At 69.5% G+C, this 17,054-nt stretch carries 17 protein-coding genes; 10 read left to right on the top strand and 7 right to left on the bottom strand.

Annotation, left to right across the window (positions count from 1 at the left end):
* Position 1: 1 nt before the first annotated feature.
* The 5 genes from M3Q35_RS46195 to M3Q35_RS46215 all read left to right on the top strand — a co-directional run bounded on the left by M3Q35_RS46195 (position 2) and on the right by M3Q35_RS46215 (position 5,504).
* A complete protein-coding gene (locus M3Q35_RS46195) occupies positions 2-1,069 on the top strand; it encodes a peptidoglycan-binding protein (RefSeq protein ID WP_273938958.1) in 1,068 nt (355 codons plus the stop codon).
* Entirely contained in the window at positions 1,066-1,749 is a 684-nt protein-coding gene (locus M3Q35_RS46200) for an ABC transporter ATP-binding protein (RefSeq protein ID WP_273938960.1), read from the top strand. The genes M3Q35_RS46195 and M3Q35_RS46200 overlap by 4 nt, the downstream gene beginning before the upstream one ends.
* Positions 1,746-2,954, top strand: coding sequence for an ABC transporter permease (locus tag M3Q35_RS46205; protein WP_273938961.1), 1,209 nt, complete (start codon positions 1,746-1,748; stop codon positions 2,952-2,954). Before M3Q35_RS46200 ends, M3Q35_RS46205 begins: the two co-directional genes overlap by 4 nt.
* A gap of 57 nt (positions 2,955-3,011) precedes the next feature.
* Entirely contained in the window at positions 3,012-3,713 is a 702-nt protein-coding gene (locus tag M3Q35_RS46210; RefSeq protein WP_273938962.1) for a flavodoxin family protein, read from the top strand.
* A gap of 228 nt (positions 3,714-3,941) precedes the next feature.
* Positions 3,942-5,504 carry a GMC family oxidoreductase gene (locus M3Q35_RS46215; RefSeq protein WP_273944725.1) on the top strand — a complete coding sequence of 521 codons (1,563 nt, stop codon included), beginning with the start codon at positions 3,942-3,944 and terminating at the stop codon, positions 5,502-5,504.
* Positions 5,505-5,508: 4 nt separating this feature from the next.
* On the opposite strand, the gene M3Q35_RS46220 is transcribed toward M3Q35_RS46215, so the two are convergent.
* Both M3Q35_RS46220 and M3Q35_RS46225 read right to left on the bottom strand, forming a co-directional pair.
* Complete coding sequence (locus M3Q35_RS46220) at positions 5,509-6,000, bottom strand: MarR family winged helix-turn-helix transcriptional regulator (protein WP_273938963.1); 492 nt, start codon at positions 5,998-6,000, stop codon at positions 5,509-5,511.
* Positions 6,001-6,055: 55 nt separating this feature from the next.
* A complete protein-coding gene (locus M3Q35_RS46225; protein WP_273938964.1) occupies positions 6,056-7,150 on the bottom strand; it encodes an FAD-dependent oxidoreductase in 1,095 nt (364 codons plus the stop codon).
* Positions 7,151-7,285: 135 nt separating this feature from the next.
* Between M3Q35_RS46225 and M3Q35_RS46230 the strand changes: the two genes are divergently transcribed.
* Positions 7,286-8,209 carry an NAD(P)-dependent oxidoreductase gene (locus M3Q35_RS46230; protein WP_273938965.1) on the top strand — a complete coding sequence of 308 codons (924 nt, stop codon included), beginning with the start codon at positions 7,286-7,288 and terminating at the stop codon, positions 8,207-8,209.
* A 58-nt stretch (positions 8,210-8,267) separates the two neighbouring features.
* Positions 8,268-9,278: a LacI family DNA-binding transcriptional regulator gene (locus tag M3Q35_RS46235; protein WP_273938966.1), complete on the top strand. Its 1,011-nt coding sequence runs from the start codon at positions 8,268-8,270 to the stop codon at positions 9,276-9,278.
* A gap of 159 nt (positions 9,279-9,437) precedes the next feature.
* Here the strand turns inward: M3Q35_RS46235 and M3Q35_RS46240 are convergent, their stop codons facing one another.
* The 4 genes from M3Q35_RS46240 to M3Q35_RS46255 are packed head-to-tail and all read right to left on the bottom strand — an operon-like array spanning position 9,438 to position 12,845.
* Entirely contained in the window at positions 9,438-10,076 is a 639-nt protein-coding gene (locus M3Q35_RS46240; RefSeq protein ID WP_273938967.1) for a molybdopterin cofactor-binding domain-containing protein, read from the bottom strand.
* On the bottom strand, positions 10,043-11,533 hold the full coding sequence (locus tag M3Q35_RS46245; RefSeq protein ID WP_337960649.1) for a molybdopterin cofactor-binding domain-containing protein: 1,491 nt from the start codon (positions 11,531-11,533) through the stop codon (positions 10,043-10,045). The genes M3Q35_RS46240 and M3Q35_RS46245 overlap by 34 nt, the downstream gene beginning before the upstream one ends.
* Positions 11,482-11,931, bottom strand: a complete 450-nt coding sequence (locus M3Q35_RS46250; RefSeq protein WP_273938969.1) for a (2Fe-2S)-binding protein — start codon at positions 11,929-11,931, stop codon at positions 11,482-11,484. The genes M3Q35_RS46245 and M3Q35_RS46250 overlap by 52 nt, the downstream gene beginning before the upstream one ends.
* An 11-nt stretch (positions 11,932-11,942) precedes the next feature.
* Entirely contained in the window at positions 11,943-12,845 is a 903-nt protein-coding gene (locus M3Q35_RS46255) for a LysR family transcriptional regulator (protein ID WP_273938970.1), read from the bottom strand.
* Positions 12,846-12,928: 83 nt separating this feature from the next.
* Between M3Q35_RS46255 and M3Q35_RS46260 the strand changes: the two genes are divergently transcribed.
* The 3 genes from M3Q35_RS46260 to M3Q35_RS46270 are packed head-to-tail and all read left to right on the top strand — an operon-like array spanning position 12,929 to position 15,480.
* On the top strand, positions 12,929-14,134 hold the full coding sequence (locus tag M3Q35_RS46260) for an MFS transporter (RefSeq protein WP_273938971.1): 1,206 nt from the start codon (positions 12,929-12,931) through the stop codon (positions 14,132-14,134).
* A 4-nt stretch (positions 14,135-14,138) separates the two neighbouring features.
* Positions 14,139-14,879 carry a class I SAM-dependent methyltransferase gene (locus M3Q35_RS46265; protein WP_273938972.1) on the top strand — a complete coding sequence of 247 codons (741 nt, stop codon included), beginning with the start codon at positions 14,139-14,141 and terminating at the stop codon, positions 14,877-14,879.
* A 10-nt stretch (positions 14,880-14,889) separates the two neighbouring features.
* Positions 14,890-15,480 carry a nitroreductase family protein gene (locus M3Q35_RS46270; protein ID WP_273938974.1) on the top strand — a complete coding sequence of 197 codons (591 nt, stop codon included), beginning with the start codon at positions 14,890-14,892 and terminating at the stop codon, positions 15,478-15,480.
* Here M3Q35_RS46270 and M3Q35_RS46275 read toward each other — a convergent pair.
* Positions 15,467-17,017, bottom strand: a complete 1,551-nt coding sequence (locus tag M3Q35_RS46275; RefSeq protein WP_273938975.1) for a CocE/NonD family hydrolase — start codon at positions 17,015-17,017, stop codon at positions 15,467-15,469. The two genes, M3Q35_RS46270 and M3Q35_RS46275, sit on opposite strands and share 14 nt — an antisense overlap.
* Positions 17,018-17,054 lie beyond the last annotated feature (37 nt).

Raw genomic sequence — 17,054 nt, forward strand, 5'->3', positions numbered from 1 at the left:
AGTGGCAGCGCAGGGCCGCCGTCGGGCGGTGATCGGGATCGCCGTGCTGGTCGTGGTGGTCGGCACGGTGCTGGGGGTGGCGTGGATCGACTCCCGACACGGCTCGTCGGCCGCCGTCACCGCTCCGCCTTTGGCATCGACCGTGGAAGTCAAGCGGATGGACCTGACCAACGGGCAGTCCTTCGGTGGCACGCTGGGCTTCGGCGCGCCGCAGACGGTGAAGGGTGCCGGGGCGGGCGTGGTGACGAAACTGCCGGCGGTGGGGGACATCGCGGCGCAGGGCAAGGCGTTGTACTGGGTCAACGACAAGCCGGTTCCCGTCTTCTTCGGTGACACACCGCTGTTCCGCAAGCTCGACGGGCCCACACTGAAGGGGGCTGATGTCGCCGTGGTGGCGGCCAACCTGAAGGCGTTGGGGTACAGCGTCGGTGTGGTGGCGGCGAAGGATCCGTCGTTCACGCCGGCTCTTGCGGCGGCGTTGAAGAAGTGGCAGAAGAGCGTCGGTCTGGACGACACCGGCACGCTGGATGTCGGTCAGGTGATGGTGCTTTCCGGCCCGATGCGGGTGAATTCCGTGACGGCCCAGTTGGGTGATGCGGTCACGGGTGACCTGTTGTCCGTGACGTCGACCAAGAAGGTCGTCACCATGCCGGTGGATGCCACCGAGGTCGGGCAGATCAAGACCGGCGCGGCGGTGACGATCATGCGGCCGGACAACAAGACCGTTTCGGCCGAGGTGACCGCCATTTCGACCACTGTGGACGGTGGCGGCAAGGATCAGACTGCCAGTGGGCCGCCCAAGCTCGCCGTCACGGTGACGCCGGACGATCCGTCCACTTTGGCCGATCTGGACGCCGCGTCCGTGCAGGTTCAGGTGACCACTTCGGTCCACAAGGCAGTGTTGGCCGTGCCGGTCGGCGCGCTGGTGGCGTTGCGGGAGGGTGGTTACGCCGTGCAGACGCCCGACGGCAAATACCTGGCCGTGCAGACCGGGATGTTCGCCAACGGCATGGTGGAGGTCAGCGGCAACGGGGTCGCCGAGGGGCTGAAAGTGGTGACCACGTCGTGACTCCGGTGCTGGAGTTGGCCAACGTCAGCAAGCACTATCCGGGCGTCACCGCGTTGGACTCGGTGTCGCTGGAGATCGAATCCGGTGAACTCGTCGCCATCGTCGGGCCTTCGGGTTCGGGCAAGTCGACCATGCTCAACATCATCGGCACCCTGGACCTGCCGTCCGAGGGCACGGTCCGGCTCGGCGGCCTGGACGTGACGACGTTGTCCGACCGTCGGCTGTCGGCGTTGCGTGGGCGATGGCTCGGCTTTGTGTTCCAACAGTTCCATCTCACCGACGGGCTGACCGCCGCACAGAACGTCGCCACCGGGCTGCTCTATGCCGGCGTGCCGCGGCGGCAGCGCCGCGATATGGCTTTGGACGCACTGGACCGGGTTGGGCTGGCCCATCGGGTCGACCATCTGCCGCAACAGCTTTCCGGCGGTGAGCGGCAGCGGGTGGCCATTGCTCGGGCCGTGGTCAACGATCCCGCGCTCGTGTTGGCCGACGAGCCGACCGGCGCGCTGGACACCGTGAACGGGCAGGCTGTGCTGGAGTTGTTGCGGCGCTTGAACGATGACGGCACCACCATCGCCGTGATCACGCACGACCGGGACATCGCCGCCGGCCTGCCGCGGCGCGTCGAGATGCGTGACGGCCGGCTGGTCGCGGACACCCGTGCCGGGAGCCTGGTGTGACAACTCTGGACACCCACCCCGTTCGGCTGTCGTTCGGCGATGTGCTCCGGCTCGGGCTGCTCGGCGTCAGCAGCCGCAAGATGCGCACTGTGTTGTCGGCGCTGGGAATTTCCATCGGCATCGCCACCATGGTGATCGTCACCAGCATTCCCGCGTCCAGCCAGCAGGCGCTGCTCGATCAGCTGACCGCCTTGGGCACCAACCTGTTGCGGGCCGAGCCGCAGCAGACGCAGGGCAATCCCGTGCTGCTGCCCGAGGACGCCATGGGCATGGTCAAGCGGATCGGGCCGGTGACCGCGGCCGCGCAGGTCGCCAACGCGCACAAGTCCGTGCACCGCAACGACAAGATCGACCCCAACGCCGACTCGGGGTTGACCGTGTTGGCCAGCAGCACCAACCTGTTGTCGGCGGTCAACGGCTCGATGCACGTCGGCAGGTTCCTCGACGACGCCAGTGCCAACTTCCCGACCGTCGTGCTCGGATCCGTTGCCGCGTCCCGACTTGGCTTTGTTGACCTGGTTCCGGGCCAGCAGCCGCCGCAGGTCTACATCGGCACGCAGTGGTTCACCGTGATCGGCATCCTCAACCCGATGCCGTTGAACCCCGATCTTGAACGGGCCGTGCTGGTCGGGTGGGGCGCGGCCAAGCAGGTGTTGGGCTTCGACGGGCATCCGACCGTCGTCTACGTGAAGGCCGACGAGGACGCCATCCAGGACGTCCGGGCCGTGCTCGGGCCGACTTTGTATCCGCAGCTGCCCGGCCTCGTGCAGGTGTCGCGACCGTCCGATGCCTTGGCCGCCAAGCAGGAGACCAGGACCACCTTCTCCGGTCTGTTCCTCGGGCTGGCCGGTGTCGCGTTGCTCGTCGGCGGCGTCGGCGTGGCCAACACCATGGTCATCTCCGTGTTGGAGCGCCGCCGGGAGATCGGTCTGCGGCGGGCGCTCGGCGCCACCCGTGGCCAGATCCGTGGCCAGTTCCTCACCGAGGCCGCTGTTCTCTCGGGTCTCGGCGGTCTCGCCGGCACCCTCATCGGCGTCGTCGCCACCCTCGCGTACACCGGATACCAGGGCTGGCCCGTGATCATTCCCTTCGCCGCCCTCGGCGGCGGGCTCGCCGGGGCCGTGCTCATCGGCGTGCTCGCCGGCATCTATCCGTCCGTCCGGGCCGCTCGGCTCACCCCGACCCAGGCGCTCGCCGCGCCGTGACATTAGGGGTTCTTACCGAACCGCCGAAAGCGGTCGTTCCCGTGTTGGACTGTTCCCATGGCCTTCGACGACCTTCGCGCGCTGTTCGTCAACTGCACGCTCAAGCGGTCCCCCGAGATCAGCAACACCGACGGGCTGATCGACATCAGCAGCGGCATCATGGCCCGCAACGGCGTCACCGTCGAGGTGTTGCGGGCCATCGACCACGACATCGCCGTCGGCGTGTGGCCCGACATGACCGAGCACGGCTGGGCCACCGACGCCTGGCCGGCGCTCTACGAGAAGGTGCTCGCCGCCGACATCCTCGTGCTGTGCGGGCCCATCTGGCTCGGCGACAACAGCTCCGAGATGAAGAAGGTCATCGAGCGCCTCTACGCGTGTTCACATCTGTTGAACGCTTCCGGCCAGTACGCCTATTACGGCCGGGTCGGCGGCTGTCTCATCACCGGCAACGAGGACGGCATCAAGCACTGCGCGATGAACGTGCTCTACAGCCTCCAGCACCTCGGCTACACCGTTCCGCCCCAGGCCGACGCCGGCTGGATCGGCGAGGCCGGTCCCGGTCCGTCCTATCTGGACCCCGGTTCCGGTGGGCCCGAGAACGACTTCACCAACCGCAACACGACCTTCATGACGTGGAACCTCATGCACATGGCTCGGATGCTCAAGGACGCCGGCGGCATCCCCGCCCACGGCAACCAGCGTTCCGAATGGGACGCCGGCGCCCGCTTCGACTTCCAGAACCCCGAGTACCGCTGACCCGTTTCGAGCCGCCCCCGAATCAATCCAACCAGATCAACCTGGCAACGCCGGCCGGCCGAGGTCGACCACGATCGCCGCGACGGGGGTTCCCAGGTTCGCCGAGTAGGCTGGAAAACGGGGGCTGCTCAGCGCAGTTGATCTCGATGTGAGCGGGGTCGGTTCCTTTGCCGCACTTGGTTGCCTGATCGATCGGCCTGGGCGTCGATGATGTTCGAGCTGGCTAGCATCGGCGGTATGGAGTCCTTTGACTACGTGGTCATCGGCGCCGGCAGCGCCGGGTGTGTGCTGGCGAACCGGCTGACGGAGGACGGCGAGACCCGGGTCCTGCTGCTGGAAGCCGGTGGATCGGACGACGTGGTCGAGGTGCAGATGCCGGGGGCTTGGTCGGCGCTGCTCGACACGGAACGGGACTGGGCCTACACGTCGATGCCGCTGGCGACTACGGGCCGCGCGGTGAACGTGCCGCGGGGGCGAATGCTGGGCGGCTCGTCGTCGATCAACGCGATGATCTACATCCGCGGCAACCGAGCCGACTACGACGGCTGGCGCGACGAGTTCGGGGCCAAGGGCTGGGGGTACGACGACGTGCTGCCCTACTTCGTGAAAGCGGAGAGCAATGCGCGGCTGGCGGGCCCCTGGCACGGCGCGGACGGACCGCTCCGCGTGGAGGACCCGCTCTACACGCATCCCCTGAGCCGCGACTGGGTCGGGGCGGCGGTCGACTGGGGACTCGCGGACAACAAAGACTTCAACGGGGCGACGCAGACCGGCGCAGGGCTGTACCAACTCACCTGCCGCGACGGGCGGCGCTGGTCGGTCGCGGACGCCTACCTGCACCCGGTGGCCGATCGCGCGAACCTCACCGTACGCACCGAGGCCACGGTGACGCGGATCCTGATCGAGAAGGGTGCCGCGACCGGGGTCGTCTACCGCAGGGCCGGAGTCGAGCAGACGGTCCGGGCCGACGGCGAGGTGCTGCTCTGTGCCGGAGCCATCGCGTCGCCGCAACTGCTGATGCTGTCCGGCGTCGGCCCCGCCGAGCACCTGCGTGAACACGGCATTGAAGTGCTGCTCGACGCGCCGGCGGTCGGTACGGGCCTCCAGGATCACGCCTCGGCGCCGCTGGTCTGGAACACCCACGGCGCGACCGACCAACGCGACCTCGCCGAAAGCGAAGAGGCGCTGGCCCAATGGGTGAGCGACCGCCGCGGGCCGCTGACCTCGAACATCGCCGAGGCGGCACTGTTCTTCTCCACCACCGGATCGGCGGTGCCTGACATCCAGGTCCACGCCGGCGCCACCACCTTCTGGGACGACGGCCGGGGACACTCCGACCAACCCGGTGCCGGTGCGACGGTCACGCTTCTCACCCCGGAGTCACGGGGCGAGGTCCGGCTGCGGTCGGCCGAACCGACGGACCACCCGAACATCGACTTCCGGTTCTACGAGCACCGAACCGACCTGGAGACGTTGATCACCGGTCTGGAGATGGTGCTCGACATCGCCGGACACGAACCGCTGGCGTCGCACCTGACCGGACCGCTGCTGCTGAACACCGCCACACCGGACCGCGCCCAGTTGGCCGAGTACGTGCGGCGCTACACCCAAACGCTCTACCACCCGGTCGGCACGTGCGCGATGGGCGCGGTGGTCGATCCGCGGCTACGGGTCCGTGGTGTCGACAATCTGCGCGTCGTCGACGCTTCCGTGATGCCGGCGGTGGTCCGCGGCAACACCAACGCCCCGGTGGTGATGATCGCGGAGAAGGCGGCGGACCTGATCAAGTGAGCCGTCAGGACCAGGCGGCATCGGGTGTCGCGACGGCGGGCTCGCCACCGGCCTCGGCGAAGGCCGACAGGGCGTCGACCAGGCCGACGCGCGTCGGCTCCGGCATCCGGGCGACGATCTTGGCGATCTCCTTGCGGCGGCGGGCGGTGACCTGGCGCACCACCCGTCGCCCCTCGGCGGTGAGCTCGATGACGATCTCCCGCCGCGACGCCGGATTGGTCTCCCGCACGACCATGCCGGCGGCGACCAGGCGGTCGACCATGCGGCTCGCGGTGGACGGGTTGACCCCGAGCTGGTCGGCCAGCGCGGCGTGCTTGACCGCGCCGACGGAGTTCAGGATCACCAACAGCCGGAACTGGGCCAGCGTGATCGTCTCGTCCACGGCGGCGATGGACCGGGCGGACACCGCGACCAGCAGCCGCGAGGCCGTGAGAACGGCGTCGGTGACGGCGTCGACATCCGTGGACTCGGCGAGTTCGCCCGGTGTGCGCGGCATGCCACCAGTGTGCCTCAGGCCCGTGCGAACAGTGCGAACGTGTGCGGGGCGCGCCTCAGGCACTCCCGGACAAAGCGGGCACGGCGTCCCGAATCGCGATCTGCCAGCGGGTGGTCGGGGCGACCCAGCCGGCCGCGCGCCGACCGGCCCGCTGCACCTGCCGCACCGTGGGCAGCAATCCCTGCTGGTACGCCGCCATGCCGGTACGGAGATCCACGGACCGGACCAGCGAGTCGGCCAGCCGGAAGGCACCTAGCAGTGCTAGCGACGCGCCGTGACCGGCGAGCGCGGAGACGGCCGCGGCGGCGTCGCCGACGAGCACGGTCCGCCCCACGTGCCAGGTGGCCAGCTCGACCTGCGACACGGGCGCGTGGTGCAGATTTTCCGGGCAGTGCGCGAGGGCCCGGTCGACCACCCACCCCATGCCGGCGCAGCGGTCGCGCACCTCGGCGACGGGATCAGTGGGGGAGCGGTCGCCGCGGTGCACGAGGAACGCGGCGATGCGACCGTCGGCGGTCCGGCTGAACCCGGCCTGCCGGTCGGCCAGGCTGAGCACCTTCAACTCCGTGCCGAGACGCCGGCCGAGGTCGTCGTCCCGAAACAGGAAGGTCGAGCAGTGCTGGCCGAGCGGCCGCACGTACAGGCGGTCCGGCCCGAACACCAGCCGCCGCACGGTCGAGTGCAGGCCGTCCGCGCCGATCAGGGCGTCGGTGGCGTGCACGCTGCCGTCGGACAGCTTCACCCTCATCGGCCCGTCGCCGTCTTCGACGGCCTTGACTTCGACGCCTCGCAGCACCTGCACGCGTGACGGCAGCGCCGCGATCAACGCCGCCTCCAGGTCGCCGAGCATGATCGTCAGCAGTCGTCCGCGCAGCAGGGTGGCCGTCGCGAGATAGCTGACGGTGGCCAGGGTGCCGCCGTCCTGGTCGACGTACACGATGGCCGGGATGTGGCGCCGCCGGGCGTTCAGTGTGGGCAGCACGCCCATCCGGTCGAGCACGTCGTAGCCGGCGCCGCCGACGTCGAGCAGGTGCGCGGCGTCGCGGGGCTGCTCGTCGCGATCGACGAGCAGCACGTCCCAACCGTGCCGGCCGAGCCACCACGCCGTGGTCAGCCCGGCCACCCCGGCGCCGCACACGAGCACCCGCATTGCCCCTCCGGTCCGTTTTGTCGAGCCCTGAGTCTTGCATAGTGCAACAGTCGGTGGCGGTAGAATGGCTCACGACGCGGGACTCCTCGGGCAGCGTAGGCTGCGAACGTTTGCACACCGCCGTTGAGGAGTGTCATGGCTCTACCGAGCATCGGCTGGATCGGCGCGGGGCGGATGGGCGCCGCCCTGGTCAGACGGCTCAGCGCCGCCGGCTACGAGGTGGCCGTGTACAACCGGACCCGGGCCAAGGCCGAGGCGCTCGGGGTGACCGTCGTCGACCGGCCGGTCGACCTGGCCGGCCGCGACATCGTGTTCACCATGGTCGCCGCCTCGGCCGACCTGGAGCAGGTCACTTCCGGCGCGGACGGCCTGTTCACCGACCCCGACGTGGCGCCGCGCGTCGTGATCGACTCGTCCACGGTGTCCGAGGAGGCCTCCGCCGCCGTTCGGGTGGCCGCTCGCAAGCGCGGCTCGGAGCTGCTGGCCGCCCCGGTCAGTGGCAACCCGAAGGTCGTGGCCGCCGGCAAGCTGACCCTGGCCGTGTCGGGTCCGCGCCCGGTGTTCGACGAGGTCGAGCCGGTGCTGCGGGTGCTCGGCCGGGGCGTGACCTACGTCGGCGACGACGAGGTCGCCCGGCTGGTGAAGATCGCTCACAATGTGTTCCTCGGCGTGGTCATCCAGTCGCTGTCGGAGATCACCGTGCTGGCCGAGAAGGGTGGCGTCAGCCGCTCGGCGTTCCTCGAGTTCCTCAACGACTCGGTGCTGGGATCGGTGTTCACCCGGTACAAGTCTCCCGCGCTGGTCAACCTGGACTTCACCCCCACCTTCACGATGCCCTTGCTGCGCAAGGACTTCGACCTCGGCCTGGCCGCCGCCCGCAGCCTGGAGGCGCCGATGCCCATCGCGTCGGCCGCCGCCGCGCTGGTCGCCTCGGCCGTCGGCGCCGGTCACACCGAGGAGGACTTCGCCGCGCTCGTGCTGGAGCAGGCCCGCCGGGCCGGGCTCATCCTGGAGCCGGAGGACGTGTCAGTGGATGATGGGTTGACTCCGGACGAGTGAGTTCGCCGCGTCCTCACCATTGCGGTCACGATGCCGGCGCGGTCAATATGCTGGCGCGATGGACAAGCCCGCGACCATCAAGGACGTCGCCGATCTGGCCCGCGTGCACGCGGCGACCGCGAGCCGTGCGCTGAACCCGCAGACCAGGGACAAGGTGAGCCCGCGCACCGCGGCCCGGATCGTCGAGGCCGCGCGGACCTTGGGCTACTCGCCCAACTCGGCCGCGCGCAGCCTGCGGACGCGGACGTCGTCGGTGGTCGGCGTGGTCATTCCCGACCTGCGCAACCCCGTGTTCCCGCCCATCGTGCGGGGCGTCGAGGACGCCCTGCGGGAGGCCGGGTACCTGGCCCTGCTCGGCAACACCGACGGTGACGCCGAGCGGGAGCGGGACCTGCTGGCCACCATGCGTGGGCAGCAGCTGGCCGGGTTCATCCTCGCCACCAGCAAGCGCGACAGCCTGCCGTTCGGGCCGGACGTGTCCGTCGTCCTGGTCAACCGCCGCACCGACGCCGGCGACGTCGCCTCCGTCGTCGCCGACAGCCGAGCCGGCGTGCACGCCTTGGTGAATCTGCTGGTCGAGCGGGGGCACTCCCGTATCGCCCATCTCGCCGGCCCGCAGGACACCTCCACCGGTGTCGAGCGGCATCGGGCCTTTCTGGACGGGCTCGCCGCGCACGACCTCGCACCCGTCGGCGTCGAGGTGTGCGCCGCCTTCAGCGAGCAGGCCGGCTTCGAGGCCACCCACAAGCTCCTCGCCGCCGTGCGGCCCACCGCGATCGTCGCCGGCAACGACATGATCGCCCTCGGCTGTTACGGCGCGCTGGCCGAGCTCGGTCTGCGCTGTCCCGAGGATGTCTCGGTCACCGGTTTCAACGACATGCCGTTCGTCGACAAGCAGCGGCCGGCGCTCACCACCGTGCGTATCCCCCACTACGACATCGGCTACGAGGCCGCCCGTCTCCTGCTGGAGCGCATCGCCGCCCCCGCCTCCCCGCCCAAACGCGTTGTCCTGCCCGTCGAGCTCATCGTCCGAGGCTCGGTCGCCGGTCCCGCCGCCGATCGCGCGTAGATCAACTGTGGTGAGCTGCCCCCGTTTTCCAGCCTACTCGGCGAATCTGGGAATCCCGCTCTGCGCGATCTTGGTCGACCTCGGTCGACGGGCGTGTTCATGTTGATCTGGTTGGATGGGAATCGGGGGGCTCAATTCGGGGGCACAAGATCCCCGGGATCACATCGCCGCGATGATGTTGGCCGGGGTGAGGGGGAGGTGGCGGACCCGGATGCCCAAGGCCGAATGCACGGCGTTGGCGATGGCGGCGGCGGTGGGGCCCTGGGCGGTCTCGCCGGCACCGAGGCTGGGCTGATCGTTGTCCACGATCACGACCTCGACGGCGGGAATCTCGGAGAACCGGAGGATGGGGTAGGACTCCCAGTCGGTGCTGGTGACGCGTGACCGGGAGAAGCGCACCTGCTCCTTGATGGTCCAGCTGGTGCTCTGGATGGCGCCACCCTCGACCTGGTTGCGAAGGCCGTCGGGACTGATCACGGCGCCGGCGTCGACGGCAAGGGTGAGGCGCTTGACGCGAACCGAGGTCTCGGCCTCGACCTCGGCAACGACGGCGCAATAGGCGCCATGGTTGCTGTAGCGGGCGAAAGCGAAGCCCCAACCCTCGCGGTGGGAGGACCAACCGGCGGTGTCGGCGGCGGCGGTGATGACGGCCTGCGCGCGAGGGTCGGTCAAGTGGCGCAGGCGGTAGGCGACGGGATCCTCGCCGGAGCGGGCGGCGAGTTCGTCCACAAAGGACTCGATGGCGAAGACGTTGGCGTAAGCGCCTAGCGCCCGCAGGGACGAGGTGCGAAGGGGCATCTCCAGCAGGCGGTGCTTGCTGACGTGCTTGCCGGGAAACGCGTACAGCGGCACGGAATTGCGCTCGGAACCGCCGCCGCCGGCGAAAGGGGGTCCATGGAGACCGGTGGGGGAGTGCCGGTTCGCAGCTGGGCGCCGAGTAGGGAAGGGGTGTCGAAGAGGCCGGGGCGGGAAACGTGGCCATTGCTGTAGACGTCCTGCCGCCAAGCGACGACGTCGCCGGAAGATGAGAGATCGGCCTCGATGTGCACGGCCATGGCAGCGCCGAAAGGAGCCCAGCCGAGCTCGTCGGCACGAGACCAGACGACCTGGACGGCCTGCCCGTTGACGGCCCGAGCCAACAGGACGGCGTCGAAAGCGGCGTCATCGGCACCGTTGTGGCCATAAGCCCCGGCGCCCTCGACATGGTGCACGGTGACCTGGTCGATGGCGACGCCGAGCGCCCGGCAGATGTCCCGGCGCAAGTGGTAGACGCCCTGGCTGTGGGTCCACAGCTCCAGCTTGTCGCCGTCCCAACGGGCGACGCCACAAGAGGGAGCCATTGAAGCATGGGCGATATAAGGCCGCGAGTAGGTGGCGCTGAGGGTTGTCACGCCACCGTCCGAAGTGGACTCGTCGACGAGAACGACGTCCTCGGTGTCACGAGACATCAAGAAGTCGGGCAAGGCATCGACGTCGGGCAGGCTGTCGTGTTCGGCCCATTCGCAGCGCAGCAATTCGGCGGCGCGCAGGGCGGTCTCCTCGCGAGCGGCGATCACGCCCAGGAAATTGCCGTCCCGTACGACCTCGACACCGTCCAAAGCTGCGGCAGCGCTGCTGTCCAAGGAAACGAGCGTCGCGCCACGGGAAGGCGGCCGGACGACGCGGCCGTACAGCATGCCGGGCAACGACAAATCGTGGATGAAACGGGGACGGCCGTAGACCTTGTCGGGAATGTCCAGACGGCCGGGACTGGTGCCCACCACCCGTCGCTCGGCGACGGGCTTGGGCGACACGGATCCGGTGGCCTCGATGCGGAGGTCGACGTCGTCGACCAGATCCCAGTAGCTGACCGAGCCGTTGATCACACCGTCCACAACGGACAGATCGGAAGTTCCCAACAGCTTCGACGCGGCAGCAAGGAACAGGGCACGGACCTCGGCGCCGACCTGGCGCAGCGCGGCGCCGGAGTCCTCGATCGACCGGCTGCCGGCGGTGATCGCCTCGTCAGGGCTGGAATCGGTGGTCAGAGGCACCATGCGGATCCGGCCGTACGCGACGTCCAGCTCATCGGCAGCGATTTGCGCCAAAGCCGACAGAATGCCCTGCCCCAGCTCGACTTTGCCGCAACGGACATCAACGGTGCCGTCAGGCTGCACCGTAATCCAGTGCGACAGAAGGGGATTGTTCGCCAGATTCGCCGGGATCACTGGGCGGCCTTCAGTACCGCACGGACCATGCGATTGTGCGCCCCGCACCGGCAGAGGTTGCCGTCCAAGGCTTCCCGGACCTCGTCCTCCGACGGCCCGGAATTCCGGGCCAGCAGGGCGGTTGCCGTCATCACCACACCCGACAGGCAGTACCCGCACTGCGCCGCTTGCTCATCGATCATGGCGCGCTGCAAGGCGGAATCGCCAAGTCCTTCCACGGTCAGGACTTCCTTGCCCTCGACCGACCACAGTGGAGTGTCGCACGAGTGCACGACCTGTCCGTCGACGAGCACGTTGCAGGACCCGCACAGCCCGAGTCCGCAGCCGAACCGCGTGCCCTTCAGCCCCAGCTGATTGCGCAGCGCGTACAGCAACGGGGTGTCACGGTCGGCCGCGACCGTCACCTCGGCCCCGTTGACCAGTAGGGAGAACGTCTCGTCGCTCACCCGGGTAAACGCTATTCGCCGTCCTCGCCGGCCGTCAACAGCACTTCGACCAGTCCCAACAGGGTGCTGAGCGCCCGGCTGGGCCGGTGGTCGGCCAGGCACACCAGCGTCACCCGCCACTGCACGTCCACCTCGGCCAGCTCGATGGGCGCCAGGTCGGGCCGGTGCACGATGTCCAGGTCCGGCACGACCGCGATGCCCAGCCCGGCCCGCACGTAGTCGGCCACCACGCGCAGGTCGGCCACCTCGGCCACCACCCGTCGGGGCCGGCCGGCCGCGTCGAAGGCCCGGTCGACGGCCATCCGGTTGCCGAAGCCCCGTGGCAGGTCGACAAAATCCTCGCCGGCCAGTTCGCTGACGGTCAGCGCCGCCCGGTCGGCGAACCGATGGTCGGGCGGCACCAGCACGACGTACGGGCGGCGGTCCAGCTCCCGTGACCACAGGCCGGCCAGGTCGGCCGCCGGCAGCGCGAGCAGGGCGGCGTCGAGGCGGCCGGCGCGGACGTCCTCGGCCAGCCCGACGGAGCCGTGCATCGACGCGGTCAGATGCAGGTCGACCAGCGGATACTGCCGGTGGAACGCGCCGAGCAGGCCGGGCAGGTCGAGCACGCCGACGCTGATCATGGTGCCGATGCGCAGGCTGCCGCGGAGCCCGGCGCCGGCCTCCTGCACGACCGATCGGGCCCGGTCCAGCTGGGCCAGCGTCGCCTTGGCCTCGGGCAGGAAGGCCGCGCCGGCCGGGGTGAGCGCGACGGCCCGGGTCGACCGGTCGAACAGCGTGGTGCGCAGGTCCGACTCCAGCGACTTGATGCCGGCCGACACGGTCGACTGCACGGCTTGCAGCTGCAGCGCGGCCCGGGTGAAGCTCAGTTCCTCGGCCACCGCGACGAAGTACTCCAGCTGGCGGGTGTCCACGCCGTCGATTATCTCATCACATCGATAACTGTGACCAGGATCTTTCGTTGGACTCGATGAAGGCGTCGACCCACACTCGAGGCATGACTTCCACGCTGATGGCCGCACGCCCCACGCCGCGGTTGGGCCACGGCGCCGGCTTCCGGGTGGTGGCCGCCGCCTTCCTGCTGGCGCTGGCCTTCTCCACGCTGCCGACCCCGCTCTATCCGCTCTACCAGCAACGCGACGGCTTCCCGACCGTCGTGATCACGGTCGTGTTCGCCGCCTACGCGCTCGGCGTCGTGGCCAGCATCTACCTCGTCGGCCACGTCAGCGACTGGCTCGGCCGCCGCCGCGTCGCCCTGGCCGCCGTGCTGGCCGAGGCCGTTGCGGCGGCGGTGTTCCTGACCTGGCCGGACGTGCCGGGGCTGATCATCGCCCGGTTCGTCGGCGGCGTCGGCATCGGCGCGCTGACCGCGACCGCCACCGCGCACCTGGCCGAGCTGCGGGCCCTGGCCCACCCGGGCCGCGACGCCGGCCTGTTCTCGTCCATGGTCAACATGGCCGGCCTCGGCCTCGGACCGGTGATCAGCGCGCTGCTCGCCGGCCATGTCACGGCCCCGCTGAGCACGCCGTACGCGATCTTCCTGGTGGCGTTCCTGATCACCGCGGGCGCCATCACCTTCGTACCTGAGACCGTGGAACGCAACGAAAGCGCCATTCACTACCGCCCGCAGCGCGTGTCGGTGCCGCACCACGCGCGGCCGGTGTTCTGGGCCGCCGCCGCGGTCGCCTTCGCCGTCAACATGTTCAGCGGCCTGGTCGGTGCCCTCGCGCCGACGCTGTTGCGTGGCACGTTCCACGATCCATCGCTGCTGGTCGGCGGCCTGGTCGCGATGTCGGTCTTCGCGGCCGCGGCCGGCGCGCAGCTGCTGGCCAAGGGCCAGCCGTTGCGGCGGCAGCTGCTCATCGGCCTCGGTGCGCTGGTGTTGTCGCTGGTCGCGATCCCGATCAGCGTGCTGACCGGCAGCGAGCTGCTGTTCGCCGCCGGCACGGTCGTCGGCGGCGCCGGCATGGGCCTTGGTTTCCGGGTCGCCCTGGCCCGCGTCGCCACGGTCGCCACGCCTGAGCTGCGCGGCGAGACGCTGGCCGGCGTGTTCCTCGCGTTCTACCTGGGCCTTGCGCTGCCGGTGCTGGTCGTGGGCATCGCGTTGACCGCCCTGCCCAGCCTCCCGGTGCTGGTGGTGTTCAGCATCGTGCAGCTGGTGATCTTGTTCTGGGCCGGCCGGCGGCTGTTCGCGGCATCGTGAGGGCGTGATCCAGTATCGGACCGTCGACAAGCTCGCGGCACGCATCGCCCTGCACGGCTACGGCACGAACCGACAGTCATGGTCGGAATGGGTCCGCGAACGCTTGCCGTGGCAGCAAGGTGAGCGCGTGCTGGAAGTCGGTGCCGGAACCGGCGCCTTGTGGCCGGTACGACCGGAATTCGCGCTCATCGCCTCGGATTTCTCCGCAGCGATGTGCAACGCCTTGAGAGACAAGGGATTCGCGTCGGCCCGATGCAGTGCCGACGCCCTTCCCTTCGCCGACGCCACGTTCGACGGCGCGCTCGCGTGCCACATGCTCTATCACGTTCCCGAACCGGCCGAGGCCATCGCCGAGCTGCGGCGCATCCTCAAACCCGGCGGACGGCTGGTCGCCACCACCAACGGCGGCGGGCACATGGCCGAACTGTGGGACATCGCCAAGACCGTCGGCCTGCCGATGTCGTTCCCGGAGGCCGTCGATCTCTCGTTCCGTGCGGAGAACGCGATCGCCTTGCTGAGCGGCGACTTCGACGACGTCGAGCTGATCCGCTACGAGGACGAGCTGGTGGTGCCGACGCCCGAGCCGGTCGTCGCCTACCTGGCCAGCTGTGTGGACCGTGACCTCACCGACGGGGAGTTGTCCGTGCTGCACAACGAAGTCGCGAGCCGGGGAACGATCCGCATCCGCAAGCATTCCGTGCTGATCGGGGCAGAAGCGCGTGGCATGCTGGAGGCCCATACGTGAGGAGACGACCGTGGACTTCGCCGATGTGCTCCGGGCCCGCCGGATGGTGCGCAGCTACCGCCCCGACGCGGTGCCGGAGGACGTGCTGCGCCGGATCGTGCAGGTCGTGCACCGCGCGCCCAGCGCCGGTTTCAGCCAGGGGCACCGGCTGATCGTGGTCACGGACCCCGAGCTCCGCGGCAAGATCGCCGAGCTGACCGAGGCGCCGTACGTGGAATCGGGCATGAAGCCGTGGATCTCGGTGGCGCCGGTGCTGATCGCCGTCGGCGTCCGCGAGGAGTCCTACCACGAGCGCTACCGCCAACCGGACAAGGTCACCGACGAGGGCGACGAAGGCAACTGGCCGGTGCCGTTCTGGTGGTTCGACAGCGGCAGCCTGCTGGTGATGCTGCAACTGGCCGCGGCCAACGAAGGCCTGGCCACCGGCTTCTTCGGCCCGCACGCGGACGGCCTCGAGGAGCTCATCGGCCTGCCCAAGGACGTCGGCCTGTCCGGCTTCCTCACCCTCGGCTACTCCGACGACAACGCCCGTGGCGTCACGGCCAGCCTTACCCACCGGCCGAAGCGGATCCCGTTGGAGGACCTGGTCACCTGGCGTTAGGGATCACCGGCAGCGACAGCCGGCTGGGGCGGGCCGGTCCGAAGTGGACGGTGTTCTCGGCGACCACCACATCCTTCGGCCCGGCCGCCGCGACCACGCCGCCCGTGTTGGGATTCCGGTCGTAGCGTGGGAAGTTGCTGCTCGTGACCTCGAGCCGGATGCGGTGCCCAGGCAGGAACACCGTGGACGTCACGGAAAGGTCCAGGGTCAGCTCGTAGATCCGGCCCGGCGTCAGGAGTTCCGGGGCGGACAGGGAGTTGCGGTAGCGGGCGCGCAGCATGCCCTCGCACAGGTTGATCGCCGTGCCGTCGGGGTGCACGTCGACCAGCTTGCCCATGAAGTCCGTGTCAACGGCGTCACTGGACACAAAAAGGGTCAACGAGACGTGACCCGTGACCTCCAACGGATCGGCCAGCACCGGGCCGGTGAAACACAGCACGTCGTCCCGGACCTCGACCGGCCGCTGATCACGCGGGCCTGCGTCGGCGGCCAGCGTGTTGCCGCCGATCGTCGGCACCGGGTCGAGCGGGTCGTACCGGTACATCAGACTGCCGGACGTCAGGGGCTGGCCGGACAGTGTTCCGTCACCGAGGAAGTAGTCCATCCGCCGGGTGTCGGGCAGCGGCCAGCTGGGCTCGTCGCGCCACTGGTCGATGCCCATCACGAAGATCCGCACCGGCGCGGAGTCGTCCGGCTTGCCGCGCAGCCACTGGTCGAAGAAGCGCAGGTGTGCGTCGGTCAGATTGGCGCCGCGGTAATCCTGGCTCAGATGGGTCCACGGCCCGATGATGAGCCGTTCATTGTGCGAGCGCACGGTTTCGTTGACGAAGATGTCGTACCAGCCGCCGACGCTCAACGCCGGCGTCTTGGCCGCCGGGGCCAGCCGCTGCCAGTAGCCGTCATGGTCGGGGTGCGCGAAAACCGTGTCCAGCCAAGGGAAATGCCGGGCCAGCACGAAATGGTCGCGGGTCGGCAGCGTATCGAACTGCTGTCGCATGATCTCCGGGAGGTCCTGTGCCGCACCGGCTTTCATTGCCTCGCCGGCCGCGTTGGCGGTGATCCAGGTCAGCACGGTGTGCAGCGACATCGCGCCGCCGGGGGAGTACCACGGCGCCAGGTAGAAGTCGGCAGTGCCGAAGGTCGGGGCGATGGCCTGCGCCAACTCCGCCGACTGCCACTGCACCGCGCCCTGGTAGGACGCGCCGAAGCCGCCGATGTTGCCGTCACACCAAGGCTGTTCCCGCAGCCAGGCCATCGTGTCGGCGCTGTCGGCCGCCTCGGTCTCGTGCGGCACGTGCATGCCCTCGGACCGCGCGGTGCCGCGGCAGCACTGGATGACCACGGCGTAGCCGGCGTCCAGCAGGGCGAACAGGTTCGGCCGGTTGCCGCCGTAGCTGGCGATGTCGTCCTTGCCGTACGGGGTGCGCAGCAGCAGGACCGGGGCCGGCCGCTCATCGGCCGGTCGCCAGATGTTCGTGGCCAGCGCGACGCCGTCCCTGGTCACGATCGGCACGTCGGTGTCCACGAGGTAGCGCATGGGGCCGATCGTGCAGCATCGTCCGTGCGCTGTCGAA

This window comes from Kutzneria chonburiensis, from assembly GCF_028622115.1.
Classification (GTDB): Bacteria; Actinomycetota; Actinomycetes; order Mycobacteriales; family Pseudonocardiaceae; genus Kutzneria; species Kutzneria chonburiensis.

Coding starts and splice junctions, on each gene's coding strand:
- M3Q35_RS46210 (WP_273938962.1), top strand. CDS start 3,012: ATGGCCTTCGACGACCTTCGCGCGCTGTTCGTCAACTGCACGCTCAAG.
- M3Q35_RS46220 (WP_273938963.1), bottom strand. CDS start 6,000: ATGCCGCGCACACCGGGCGAACTCGCCGAGTCCACGGATGTCGACGCC.
- M3Q35_RS46225 (WP_273938964.1), bottom strand. CDS start 7,150: ATGCGGGTGCTCGTGTGCGGCGCCGGGGTGGCCGGGCTGACCACGGCG.
- M3Q35_RS46230 (WP_273938965.1), top strand. CDS start 7,286: ATGGCTCTACCGAGCATCGGCTGGATCGGCGCGGGGCGGATGGGCGCC.
- M3Q35_RS46235 (WP_273938966.1), top strand. CDS start 8,268: ATGGACAAGCCCGCGACCATCAAGGACGTCGCCGATCTGGCCCGCGTG.
- M3Q35_RS46240 (WP_273938967.1), bottom strand. CDS start 10,076: ATGCCCCTTCGCACCTCGTCCCTGCGGGCGCTAGGCGCTTACGCCAAC.
- M3Q35_RS46260 (WP_273938971.1), top strand. CDS start 12,929: ATGACTTCCACGCTGATGGCCGCACGCCCCACGCCGCGGTTGGGCCAC.
- M3Q35_RS46275 (WP_273938975.1), bottom strand. CDS start 17,017: ATGCGCTACCTCGTGGACACCGACGTGCCGATCGTGACCAGGGACGGC.